The 12589-nt window shown below is 67.3% G+C and carries 11 protein-coding genes; 6 read left to right on the top strand and 5 right to left on the bottom strand.

Features of this window, described 5'->3' with window-relative positions:
• The first annotated feature begins 50 nt into the window (after positions 1-50).
• The 6 genes from U4Y91_RS02425 to U4Y91_RS02400 all read left to right on the top strand — a co-directional run bounded on the left by U4Y91_RS02425 (position 51) and on the right by U4Y91_RS02400 (position 5631).
• Entirely contained in the window at positions 51-725 is a 675-nt protein-coding gene (locus tag U4Y91_RS02425) for a histidine phosphatase family protein (protein WP_321803018.1), read from the top strand.
• A gap of 20 nt (positions 726-745) precedes the next feature.
• Positions 746-1777, top strand: coding sequence for a phosphotransferase (locus U4Y91_RS02420; RefSeq protein WP_321803016.1), 1032 nt, complete (start codon positions 746-748; stop codon positions 1775-1777).
• Between the two features lie 58 nt (positions 1778-1835).
• Positions 1836-2600: an SDR family oxidoreductase gene (locus U4Y91_RS02415; protein ID WP_044848813.1), complete on the top strand. Its 765-nt coding sequence runs from the start codon at positions 1836-1838 to the stop codon at positions 2598-2600.
• A 7-nt stretch (positions 2601-2607) separates the two neighbouring features.
• Entirely contained in the window at positions 2608-3366 is a 759-nt protein-coding gene (locus U4Y91_RS02410; protein WP_321803015.1) for a glucose 1-dehydrogenase, read from the top strand.
• 38 nt (positions 3367-3404) lie between these two features.
• Entirely contained in the window at positions 3405-4649 is a 1245-nt protein-coding gene (locus tag U4Y91_RS02405) for an acyl-CoA dehydrogenase family protein (protein ID WP_321803013.1), read from the top strand.
• 76 nt (positions 4650-4725) lie between these two features.
• Positions 4726-5631 (top strand): LysR family transcriptional regulator, encoded by a 906-nt coding sequence (locus tag U4Y91_RS02400; protein WP_321803011.1) that lies wholly within the window; start codon positions 4726-4728, stop codon positions 5629-5631.
• 45 nt (positions 5632-5676) lie between these two features.
• On the opposite strand, the gene U4Y91_RS02395 is transcribed toward U4Y91_RS02400, so the two are convergent.
• The 5 genes from U4Y91_RS02395 to U4Y91_RS02375 all read right to left on the bottom strand — a co-directional run bounded on the left by U4Y91_RS02395 (position 5677) and on the right by U4Y91_RS02375 (position 12359).
• Complete coding sequence (locus U4Y91_RS02395) at positions 5677-6804, bottom strand: molecular chaperone DnaJ (protein WP_321803009.1); 1128 nt, start codon at positions 6802-6804, stop codon at positions 5677-5679.
• Between the two features lie 115 nt (positions 6805-6919).
• Positions 6920-9286 carry a DNA polymerase II gene (locus U4Y91_RS02390; RefSeq protein WP_321803007.1) on the bottom strand — a complete coding sequence of 789 codons (2367 nt, stop codon included), beginning with the start codon at positions 9284-9286 and terminating at the stop codon, positions 6920-6922.
• Positions 9287-9537: 251 nt separating this feature from the next.
• Positions 9538-11184, bottom strand: a complete 1647-nt coding sequence (locus U4Y91_RS02385; RefSeq protein ID WP_321803005.1) for an EAL domain-containing protein — start codon at positions 11182-11184, stop codon at positions 9538-9540.
• Positions 11185-11611: 427 nt separating this feature from the next.
• On the bottom strand, positions 11612-11911 hold the full coding sequence (locus tag U4Y91_RS02380; RefSeq protein WP_321803003.1) for a hypothetical protein: 300 nt from the start codon (positions 11909-11911) through the stop codon (positions 11612-11614).
• Between the two features lie 169 nt (positions 11912-12080).
• Positions 12081-12359, bottom strand: coding sequence for a helix-turn-helix domain-containing protein (locus tag U4Y91_RS02375; protein ID WP_321803001.1), 279 nt, complete (start codon positions 12357-12359; stop codon positions 12081-12083).
• Positions 12360-12589 lie beyond the last annotated feature (230 nt).

Here is a 12589-nt window from a genome sequence, read left to right as displayed (position 1 = left end):
CAGACCCGGTCGCTATGCTGATCCTTCGGTTCCCCTCAGGCGGGCAGGCAATGGCTGAACTCTTTCTGGTACGGCACGGGCAGGCGTCGTTCGGCACGGACGACTATGACCGGCTATCCGCGGCCGGCGAACAGCAGGGCGTCTGGCTCGGCGAATACTTCGCGCGGCAGGGCCTGACGTTCGACCGCGTGATCTGCGGCACGATGAACCGGCATGCGCAGACGGTCGACGCGATCCTGCGCGGGATGGGCCGCGACGGTGCGCCGGTCGACCGCCATCCCGGCCTGAACGAATACGACTTCCACGGGCTGTTCGCGGCGGCGGCCGGCGACTATCCGGAGATCGCGCGGCTTGCGGCCGGCTCGATGAAGGAGCACTTTCGCGCGCTGCGGCAGGTGCTGCACCTGTGGGCTGACGACAGGCTCGGCGACACGGCACCAGAAACCTGGGCGCATTTCCAGCAGCGCGTCGCCGACGCGCGCGCCGCGATCCGCGGCGGCGGCAGCCAGCGCGTGCTCGCGGTGAGCTCCGGCGGCCCGATCGCGGTGACCGTGCAGCAGGTGCTCGCCGCACCGCCGTCGAGCGCGATCGCGCTGAACCTGCAGATCCGCAACAGCAGTCTTTCGCAGTTTTTCTTCAACGCCGAAGCGTTCCACCTGGCGTCGTTCAACGGCATCCCGCATCTCGAGGATCCCGAACGGCATGCGTGGCGCACCTACGGTTGACCCCACGAACGATCGCGACGATGACGAATCCTTCCCAGCCCCTCGACGTAGCCCGCCTCACGCGCTATCTGGAAGCGCACGTGCCGGGTTTCGAAGGCCCGCTCGACATGGAGAAGTTTGCCGGCGGCCAGTCGAACCCGACCTTCCTGCTGCACGCGAAGAGCGGCCGCTACGTGCTGCGCCGCCAGCCGCCCGGCGAGCTGCTGAAATCCGCGCATGCGGTCGATCGCGAATTCCGCGTGCTGAGTGCGCTGTCGGGCACCGCGGTGCCGGTCGCGCGTCCGTATCACCTCTGCGAAGACCGCGACGTGATCGGCAGCCTGTTCTACGTGATGAGCTTCGAGGACGGCCGGATCTTCTGGGATCCGGCGCTGCCGGAGCTGCCGAAGGCCGAGCGCGCGACCTGCTACGACGCGCTGCTGCGCACGATGGCCGCGCTGCACGACGTGGACGTCGACGCGGTGGGCCTCGCCGACTACGGCCGCCCCGGCAACTACTTCGAGCGCCAGATCGGCGTCTGGACGAAGCAGTATCGCGCGGCGGAAACCGAGCGCCTCGACGCGATGGAGACGCTGATCGACTGGCTGCCGAAGGCGTGCCCGGCGGACACCGGCCGGCCCGCGCTGGTGCACGGCGATTTCCGGATCGACAACCTGATGTTCGCGCGCGACGGCTATCGCGTGCAGGCCGTGCTCGACTGGGAGCTGTCGACGCTCGGCAACCCGCTCGCCGATCTCGCGTATTTCTGCATGTGCCTGCGCCTGCCGTCGGGCGGCCAGGTGCGCGGGCTCGCGGGCCAGGATCGTGCGGAACTCGGCATTCCCGACGAAGCGGCGATCGTCGCGCGCTATTGCGAGCTGCGCGGGATCGAGCCGATCCGCGACTGGCATTTCTATCTCGCGTTCAGTTTCTTCCGGCTCGCGGCGATCGCGCAGGGCGTGAAGGCGCGCGCGCTGCAGGGCAACGCGTCGAGCGAGCAGGCGCTGCGCGTCGGCGCGATGGCCGGCCGGCTGGCCGAGATGGCCGTCGACGTGATCGACGCGCAGCGCTGAAATCACGGACATCGCCGCGCGGCGACACGACAACACATCAATGGAGGAGCACAGCAACATGGCAACGAATCTGTTCGACCTGACGGGCAAGATCGCGCTGGTGACGGGCGCGAGCCGCGGCATCGGCGAGGAAATCGCGAAGCTGCTCGCGCAGCAGGGCGCGCACGTGATCGTGTCGAGCCGCAAGCTCGACGACTGCCAGGCGGTGGCGGACGAAATCGTCGCGGCGGGCGGCCGCGCGGAAGCGCTGGCGTGCCACGTCGGGCGGCTGGAGGACATCGCCGCGACGTTCGAGACGATCCGCGGCAAGCACGGCCGGCTCGACATCCTCGTGAACAACGCGGCCGCGAATCCGTATTTCGGGCACATCCTCGACACCGATCTCGCCGCGTACGAAAAGACTGTCGACGTGAACATCCGCGGCTACTTCTTCATGTCGGTCGAGGCCGGCAAGCTGATGAAGGCGCAGGGCGGCGGCGCGATCGTCAACACCGCATCGGTGAATGCGCTGCAGCCGGGCGACCGGCAGGGCATCTACTCGATCACGAAGGCCGCGGTCGTCAACATGACGAAGGCGTTCGCGAAGGAATGCGGGCCGTTCGGCATCCGCGTGAACGCGCTGCTGCCGGGCCTGACGAAGACGAAGTTCGCGGGCGCGCTGTTCGCCGACAAGGACATCTACGAAACCTGGATGACGAAGATCCCGCTGCGCCGCCACGCGGAGCCGCGCGAGATGGCCGGCACCGTGCTGTATCTCGTGTCGGATGCGGCGAGCTACACGAACGGCGAATGCATCGTCGTCGACGGCGGCCTGACGATCTGAGCGCGCGATGAAAATCGACAGCTATGCCGGGCAGGCCGTGATGATCACCGGCGCCGCGAGCGGCTTCGGTGCGCTGCTCGCGAGCGAGCTGGCCGCGATGGGCGCGCGGCTCGCGCTCGGCGACCTGAACGAAGCAGCGCTCGAACGCGTGGCGGCGCGGCTGCGTGCAGCCGGCGCCGACGTGATCGCGCAGCGCTGCGACGTGCGCGCCGAAGCCGACGTCGCGTTGCTGGTCCAGGCGGCGGTTGCGGGCTTCGAACGGCTCGACGTCGGCATCAACAATGCCGGCATCGCCCCGCCGATGAAGGCGCTGATCGATACCGACGAAGCCGATCTCGACCTGAGCTTCGCGGTGAACGCGAAGGGCGTGTTCTTCGCGATGAAGCACCAGATTCGCCAGATGCTCGCGCAGCGCGAAGGCGTGATCCTGAACGTCGCGTCGATGGCCGGGCTCGGCGGTGCGCCGAAGCTGGCCGCCTATGCGGCGTCGAAACACGCGGTGGTCGGGCTCACGAAGACGGCCGCGCTCGAATACGCGCGCCACGGCATTCGCGTGAACGCGGTGTGCCCGTTCTACAGCGCGACGCCGATGGTCACCGACAGCGACCTCGGCGAGCGCCAGGACTTTCTCGCGCAGGGCTCGCCGATGAAGCGGCTCGGCCGCCCCGAGGAAATCGTCGCGACGATGCTCACGCTGTGCGCGAAGGAAAACACCTATCTGACCGGGCAGGCCGTCGCCGTCGACGGCGGTGTCTCGGCCTTCTGAACCGAACGAACGGAAACCGGAATCTCGAGGAGTCGATCATGGACTTTGGCTACACCCCGAAAGTGGAAGAACTGCGCGAACGCGTGCGCGCGTTCATGGACGCGCACATCGTGCCGCGCATTCGTCAGTGGAACGAAGAAGTGCATGCGGGGCAGTATCCCGTGTCGTTCATGGAGGCGCTGAAGGAGCGCGCGAAGGCCGAAGGCCTGTGGAACCTGTTCCTGCCGCACCTGAAGGCCGACGAGCCGGGCACGGCCCTGACGAACCTCGAATACGCGCCGCTCGCCGAGATCATGGGGCGCGTGAGCTGGGCGTCGGAGGTGTTCAACTGCAACGCGCCGGACACCGGCAACATGGAACTGCTGCACATGTTCGCGACGCCCGAGCAGCGCGAACAGTGGCTGCTGCCGCTCTTGCGCGGCGAGATCCGTTCGGCGTTCGCGATGACGGAGCCCGACGTCGCATCGTCGGACGCGACCAACATCACGACGCGCATCGAGCGCGTGGGCGACGAGTACGTGATCAACGGCCGCAAGTGGTTCATCACGAACGCCGCGCACCCGAACTGCAAGATCTTCATCGTGATGGGCAAGACCGATCCCGAAGCGGAGTCGCACCAGCAGCAGAGCATGATCCTGGTGCCGCGCGACACGCCGGGCGTGACGATCCTGCGCAACATCACCGTGGTCAACCACTACGCGCCCGAAGGGCACTGCGAGATCACGTTCGACAACGTGCGCGTGCCGGCGCACAACCTGCTCGGCGAGGAAGGCAGCGGCTTCACGCTCGCGCAGGCGCGCCTCGGGCCGGGCCGTATTCACCACTGCATGCGTTCGATCGGCGCGGCCGAGCTCGCGCTGGAACTGATGATCGACCGCGCGCAGTCGCGCGAAGCGTTCGGCAAGCCGCTGAACCGGCACGGCACGATCGGCGAATGGATCGCGCGTTCGCGCATCGAGATCGACCAGGCGCGCCTCCTGGTGCTGAAGGCCGCGTGGATGATCGACAAGGTCGGCGCGAAGGCGGCGCGCAAGGAAATCTCGATGATCAAGGCGCTCGTGCCGACCGTGTACACGAACGTGTGCGACCGCGCGATGCAGGTGTTCGGCGCGGCGGGCCTGAGCCCCGACACGCCGCTCGCCGACCTGTGGAGCTGGGGCCGCGCGCTGCGCTTCGCCGACGGTCCGGACGAGGTGCACCTGCAGGCGATCGCGCGCATGGAGATCAAGGACGCCGTGCGCGGCTCGACCGAACCGTACCTGACGCGGCCGCCGCGCGGTTGAGCGGCGGGCCGGACCCGGGAGCGTCATGGACGAACGGGCGGCGCGCGCCGTAAGATGCCGGCAAGGAGATCCGGCGATGCGCCTTTCGAAGATTGATCTGAACCTGTTCGTCGTATTCGAGGCGATCTACAACAAGCGCAACCTGACGCGCGCGGCCGAGGTGCTGAACCTCACGCAGCCGGCCGTCAGCAACGCGCTGGCGCGGCTGCGCAAGACGCTGAACGATCCGCTGTTCGTCAGCACGCCGGCCGGGATGATGCCGACGCCGATGGCCGAGAACATCGTCGGCCGCGTGCGCGAGGCGCTGCAGCTGCTCGATTCGAGCGCGCACGAAGGCGACGTGTTCGATCCCGCTTCGTCCGAGCGCGTGTTCCGGTTGAGCATGAGCGACCTGACCGAGGCGCTGCTGCTGCCCGCGCTCGGCGAACTGCTGCAGACGCATGCGCCCGGCATGCACGTGCGCAGCTACACGATGGACCGCCGCGAAGTGGCGACCGCGCTCGCGAACGGCTCCGTCGACATCGCGATCGACGCGCCGCTGATCGGCGACCCGCACCTGCACCAGGCGCTGCTCGTGCGCGACCGCTACGCGTGCATGATCCGCGACGATCACCCGTTCAAGGGCGACACGCTGACCCTGGACGACTACCTGTCGATGGGGCACATCCACGTGTCGAGCCGCCGCAAGGGCAGCGGGCACGTCGATGCCGAACTGACGCGGCTCGGGCTGCGCCGCAACATCCAGATGCGCGTGCAGCACTACATGGTCGCGCCGCTGATCGCGATGCGCGGCGACCTCGCGCTGACGGCGCCGCTGAGGCTGCTGCAGCGCTACCCCGCACGGATTCTCGAACTGCCGTTCGAGATGCCGGGGCTCGAATATTTCTGCTACTGGCATCGCAGCGCCGATCAGGATCAGGGCAGCCAGTGGCTGCGAGAGCAGCTGATGATGCTGATGGGCGGGATCGGCGAGTCGCCGTGATGTGACGACGCGTGCGCGCCGCGCGTCGGCCTGCGCCTGCTTCGTTCAATACGAATCGTCGTCGAAGCGCGACGAGACCGGCCGGCGTTTCATGTCCTTCAACCAATCCCTGACGTAGTCCGGATCCTCGAACTCGCGCAGCGCGACGGTCAGGTCCTGGTTGCCGCGCTGCATGCCGGCGATGTCGCGTGCGAGCATGCGGATCACGGTATCGGGTGCGATCTTGACGGACGACGCGATGCCGTAAGTGCGCCGGAAATCGTTCTCGACGTGCCGGATCTCCTGATCGAGCTCGCGCAGCTGTTCCTCCAGGATGCCGTTGTAGCGCGTGAGCCGTGCTTCGCTCAGGCCGTCGATCGCGCGCCGGTCGATCTGTTCGATCTCCAGCTGCAGTTCGAGCAATTGCAGCAGATTGCCCTTCGCATAGGCGTGGTTGACCCGCTGCATCAGCACGGTCTTGCGCTGCTGTTCCTGCGGATCGGTTTCGCGATCGGGATGCAGGGCGCTGGCCAGCTTGCGATAGATCTCGCGGATCGACTTGCTCGATTCGGCCTGCTCGGCCTCGCGCTTCGCCTGCGCGGCCGACTGCTTCGGCGCTTTCTTGCGCTTCGCGCGCTGGGCCTCTCGGGCCGCGTGAGCGGCCATGTCTCGCTCGAACTGGGCGTCGAGTTCGGCCTGCATCCGCGCGGCGAGTTCGTCGGGGGACAGCGTGTCGAGATCGTCGGCCGGTTCCGTGGCGGGCATCGGATTCGGCTCCCGCTTCATCGGCTCGGGGTCGGCCGCGGCGTTGCCGGCGTCGTCGGATGCGCGATGGCGGTTGTAAATGACCTTCAGCGCCGCGTCGTCGCTGACGTGCAGCAAGTCGCGCGCCATGTCGGCGATCAGGTCGGACAGCATGCGCTGCTCGGCCTTGCTCAGCCCTTTCTGCAGGAACGCGTCGTCGAGCAGATGGAGCAGCCTGATCCGCAGCACGGTCGCTTCCTGTTCGAGCGGCAACAGCCCGTCGACGAATTTCTTCTGGAAGGCCGGCGTGACGGCGTCCCATGCGCCCAGACGCTCGCGCCGCTTTTCGATGTGCTTGACGAGCGTATTGAAGGTTTGCTGGGCTTTGGACAGGCTGGCTGTCTCGTGACCGGGCGCGATGGCGACCGCGGCACCGCGACGTGCGGTCATGATTAAGGTCCTCCGGCCGCGGCGGGAGGCGCGGCAGGGCGGTATTTTAGCCGGCATCGCCGGGCCCGGTGGCGAGACGGTCGGCTCGGGCAGCCGTGCTCGCCGCGCATCGCGCTCAGAACAATTGCCCCTGCCCCGAAATCACCCGTTCGAAATCGTCGCGCAGGAACGGCAGGATCGCATCGGCGACCGGCTGCAGCTGGCGGCTCACATAGAACGCGTAGTCGATCGGCGAGCGCATCGTTTCGAGCGGTTCCGGGCCGGCCGTCGTCATCACGTAGCTGATCCAGCCGCCGCGCTGGTACTGCAGCGGCCGGCCGCGCGCCTGGTTGAATTCGTCGGCGATCCGCGCGGCGCGCACGTGCGGCGGCACGTTGCGCTGATATTCGCTCAACGGCCGGCGCACGCGCTTGCGATAGATCAGTTGCGCGTCGTATTCGCCGGCGAGCGTGCGCCGCACGTAGTCGCGAATGAAATCCTGGTACGGCTCGCGCTTGAACACCCGCCGGTAGAGTTCGCGCTGGAATGCCTGCGCGAGTGGCGTCCAGTCGGTGCGCACCGTTTCGAGCCCCTTGAACACGAGGTCCTCGCCGCCGTCCGCCGCGCGCGCGAGGCCCGCATAGCGCTTCTTGCTGCCTTCTTCCGCGCCGCGCACGGTCGGCATCAGGAAGCGCCGGTAATGCCGCTCGTACTGCAGTTCGAGCGCGCTTTCGAGCCCGAAGCGATCGCGCAGGTGCGCCTGCCACCAGCGGTTCACGTGCTCGACGAGCGCGCGGCCCTTCGCGGCGGCCGCGTCGTCGTCGTGCTCGCGCCCGAGCCACACGAAGGTCGAATCGGTATCGCCGTAGATGACTTCGTAACCCTGCGCCTCGATCAGCTCGCGCGTGCGGTGCATGATCTCGTGGCCGCGCATCGTGATCGACGATGCGAGGCGCGGATCGAAGAACCGGCAGCCCGTCGAGCCGAGCACGCCGTAGAACGAATTCATGATGATCTTCAGCGCCTGCGACAACGGCGCGTTGCGCTGGCGCTTCGCTTCGTCGCGGCCTTCCGACACGCGCCGCACGATGTCGGGCAGGCAATGCGCGGTGCGCGAGAAGCGCGCGCCGAGAAAGCCGGGCACCGACGTGTCGTCGCCCGGGTGCGCGAGCCCTTCGATCAGCCCGGCCGGATCGATCAGGAACGTGCGGATGATCGACGGATAAAGGCTCTTGTAGTCGAACACGAGCACCGAGTCGTACAGGCCGGGTCGCGAATCCATCACGAAGCCGCCGGGGCTGTTCTGGCCGGTCACGTCGCCGAGGTTCGGCGCGACGTAGCCGAGCCGGTGCATGCGCGGCAGGTACAGGTGCGTGAACGCGGCGACCGAGCCGCCGGTGCGATCGGCCGCGAGGCCCGTGACGGTCGCGCGTTCGAGCGCGAAGGACAGCAGGTCGGCCTTGTCGAAGATGCGCGTGACGAGTTCGCAGTCCTTCAGGTTGTAGTGCGCGAGCGCGGGCTTGTCATGATCGAAGCGGCGCTGGATCTCGTCCATCCGCTGATACGGATTGTCGATCGACTTGCCTTCGCCGAGCAGCGACTGCGATACGTATTCGAGGCTGAACGACGGGAACGTCCACGTCGCCGATTTCAGCATGTCGATGCCGTCGAGGATCAGGCGGCCGGCCGCGCCCGCGAAGAAATGGTCGGGCTGCTGCCCGTGCGCGCGCCACTCGAGCACGCTGCCGCCGCGCCCGAGCTTCAGCGGCACGCCGTATTGCTCCGCATGCGCATGCAGGATGCGCAGGTCGAACTGCACGAGGTTCCAGCCGATCACCGCATCGGGATCGTGTTCGTCGAACCACGCGTTGAGCCGGGTGAGCATCTCGGGCCGGCTGTCGCAGTAGTCGAGCGTGAAGTCCGCGGCGCGCGCGTCGCCGTTCGGCGGGCCGAGCATGTAGACCTGCCGCTGGCCGCAGCCTTCGAGCGCGATCGAATACAGCTCGCCGTGGATGCTCGTCTCGATGTCGAGCGATACGCAGCGCAGCGCGGGACGATAGCCGGTCGCGGGCTTCAGTTCGCCGTCGGTCAGCGTGCCGTCTCGGCCGGCCGTGCCGCGAAACTGCACGGGGGCCGTGATGAAGCGCTCCATCGTATAGCGGTCGGGCGGCTGCACGTCGGCTTCGTAGACGTCGACGCCGGCCGCGGCGAGGCGTTTCTGGAGTCCGGACAAATGGCGGTAGCGGCGGCAGTAGAGGCCGGCCACCGCGCGCTGGCGGAAGTCGCGCAGCGCGAGCGGCCGCAGTTCGGCATCGCGCTCGCCGGCGAGCGTGCGTTCGGCGAGCGCACGCTGCTCGGCCGGCACGAACGCGACGGCTTCCTGCGGGCGCAGCCGCACGCGGCGCGGACCGCGTTCGGTTGCCAGCCAGAACTCGATCTCGATGCCGGACGCGGTGTCCCGCCAGTGGCGGGTGAGGATGAAACCCTGCTCGAACGCCGTCAAAACACTTGCTCGCCGTGGATGCCCAGGCGGCGGATTTTAGCGCTTCTCGCGCGGTTCCCGCCGAAGCGGCGCGGCTGGCATCGGGTGGCAGGACGCGGCGCCGGATCCGCCACGTGGTGCGCGTTGCATCGACCGCGTGAAGCAATCGGCGTCGCGCGCAGACCGGATGACGTTCGGGCGGTACGCATTCGTCTGTCGAGCGCGCGAGCGCGTCGTCCGCCAGCTGCGGCAGCATTGCCGCAGCGCCGGCCTTAGGCCGGCATCGGCGCGAATTCCCGTTTCAGGTCTTCCGGTCGCTGCGGTCGCTGGTACAGATAGCCCTGCGCATACTGAATCCCGACCGCATGCAGCGCGCGATGCTGCTCTTCCGTCTCCACGCCCTCGGCAATGATCTTCAGGCCGTAGTGGTGCGCGACGGCCGCGATCCCTTCGATCAGTTTCGCGTTGCCCGTCGTCAGCTGGGAGATGAACTGTCGATCGATCTTCACGTAGTCGAACGGAAAGCGCGACAGCATGTCCAGGTTGCTGTGATGCGTGCCGAAGTCGTCGATCGCGAACTTCGCGCCTTTCGCGCGCAGTGTGGCGAACATCTCGGTGGTGCGCGGATTCTTCTCGAGCAGGATGCGCTCGGTGACTTCGAGCACCAGCGTGCAGCCCGGCGGAAGCCGGCGGATCGTGTCTTCGACGACGGACACGAAGCGCGCGCGTTCGAGATCCTTCGGCGCGACGTTGATCGCGACATGCAGCGGCATCGACGGCGCGAGCGCGGACAGTTCCGACACGGCCGTGCGCAGCACGAATTCGGTCACCTTCGGCAGGATCGTGCTCGATTCCACCTGCGGGACGAACACGGCCGGACTGATGGGCCCCCATTTCGGATGCTGCCAGCGCAGCAGCGCCTCGACGCCGACGGTCCTGCGCGTTTCGACATCGACGATCGTCTGATAGACGACATGAAACTCGTTGCGCTTCAGCGCATTGCGAACGGCCTTCAGCAACAGCCGGCGCGGCGCCATCGCGAGCAGGTACGCGGCCGCGACGAGGCCGTTGACCAGCAGCGCGATCGTCACGCAGATCAGTCTGTAGCGCCGCTGCACCTGCGAAACGTAGGGTTCCGACGAGGTGACGGAGACCGTGAACGGCCAGGCGCTCGACGCGATCGTGCTGCCGGTGGGCGGCGCCGCGCCGAATGGCGGCACGAACGCGCCATGCTGATCGATGCTTCCGGCACCCTCGATCGACAGCGTGGCCGTTTCCGCCCCGAAGCGGGTGCTGTGCGCGAGCATGTCCGCCACATAGTCGCCTTCGACCAGATAGAGGACGCCGGATTCGGGCGCGGTCGCGCGAAACGCCGCCAGCACCGGAACGCGATGCTGAAACGGCGTTTGCCGAAGCAGCGTGATGGCCGTCATCCCCGGCTCGGGCGCGTGAATGTATGCGGCGAGCGGGACGTCGATTGCGCCCAGTGCCGACGAGCATGTGACGCGACCGTCGTTCGCCAGCCCGACGGCCCGAAGATAGCGCAGGTGAGTGCCTATTTCGGCGAGCGTCCTGAAGATCGTCATGCAGGGTCGCCCGACCAGCGCGTCCAGCTCAGCCGGGTGCCGCGAGCGAATCCCGTCGAGAATGCGGTCGACCGATATCACGATGTCGTTCGCGACGACGCGTTCGTGCTGCGCGATCGCGTCGCGCGCCAGGCGCCCGGCAACGACGAGCGCAACCACGAACACGAGGATGCAGACGATCAGGGCAACCGGGAAGACGACGTGCGGCCACGCGCCGCTGCGCTGGAATGCGGGCTTCGGGCGCAGTGCGGGCGCGGAAGGTCCTCGGGTCGTACTTGTTGTTGTGCGCATGAGAATGCAGATCGAACCGGTCGATGGATTGGCGCGATGCATTCGCCGTGCCTGGCCGGGGCACCGCGGCTCGCGCCGATATCGGGACGCAAAGCGATTCTACGCTCGCGAAACGCACGAAGCGGCATCGCGGCGGGGGCGCTGGATTCGAGGCGCTTCTCCGTAACATACATCGTCAACGCATGTATGTCGGTATCGCACACGAAAAAAACCCGGCCGCATCGGTGTGCAGCCGGGACAAAAGACACCGTCTCTTGGCACGAGGATGGTGCGCGGCAAGTATAAGGCGTGCCACGCTCGATTGCGAAATATTGCTATTCAAAAATCGCGCAATTTCTAGATTGATGCTTGTGGGGAAATATTTGCGTCGCGCGTCACCTCAGGCGATCCAGGCCCCGGATCGCCTTGAACGAGGTCCAGCCCGCGTGCCGCGGGTTGTTCCAGCGCGTGCAGCGGGGACAGCCGCGCTTCAGAAGTCGTTGCGCATCTTGTGGAGCAGGTCGCGGGGAGACTGATGCGTGTCCACGGCGGTGAGGACGTCGGTCAGGAACCACGGCAGGTTCAGTTGCGTGTCGGAATCGCCGACGCACACGCGAATCGGTGGCGCTTTTGTTGCAGCGCGGGAGCCGGACGCCGTGCCGGCGGACGTGGAGGACGGTACGCAGTTTTTCGCTTGCTGCGGGACCGGCGACGCGGCACTGCCGGCGAGTGCAGGCAAGCTGGCGGCGGCAAGCAGGATCAGGAGGGCGAACGGGGCGGCGCGTTTCATGTGAATCTCCGGCGATGCACGTTCGACACCGTCGGCGAATCCGAGTTCGGCGTCGTCGGGGGCGATTGGCTTTCAGCGGTCCGGCCCCGCAGGCCGCACGGCCATACCGTCGACGCGGCCGTTTCAGCCGCGCGCGACGTTCCGCGGCCCGTGCCGATTGCCGGCCGCGTCACTGCTGCGGCGATCCGCCCGTCCAGCGGCGAAATGCACGTGTCAACGCGCTGTGCTCCGAATAGCCGGGCAGCCTGGCAACTTCCGCGAGCGTGACACGCGGATCGTTCAGGTAGTCGGTCGCGAGCCGCCGCGGCGTGTCCTCGCGCGGCGTCCGGAAGTCGAGCCCGAGTCCGGCAAGCCGCCGGTGCAGCGTGCGCGACGACATGTACATGCCGAAGCGACCGCGCGGCTGCCGCGCTGGTTCGACCTCGCCCGCACCGGATCGATCGTTCAAACGTCAAGAATCGTTTGAATCGCCGGCAGAGGCTTGCGATGCCGAAGGCGCTCATTTATCGTGCCGCCACGACGGCGCCGATACACGGCGTCAAGCCGGATCGCAAGGAGCATTCGTCATTACCGCATTCAATCGTCGCACGCATGTTCGTGCCTTTCTCGTCGCATCGGTCGCGTATCTCAACCTGGCTCATCCCGCGTCGGCGGCCTACACGGAATCGTGGATGAGCG

The organism is Burkholderia sp. BCC1993, from assembly GCF_905339865.1.
Taxonomy (GTDB): domain Bacteria; phylum Pseudomonadota; class Gammaproteobacteria; order Burkholderiales; family Burkholderiaceae; genus Burkholderia.
This window is presented reverse-complemented; position numbering and strand designations above follow the sequence as displayed.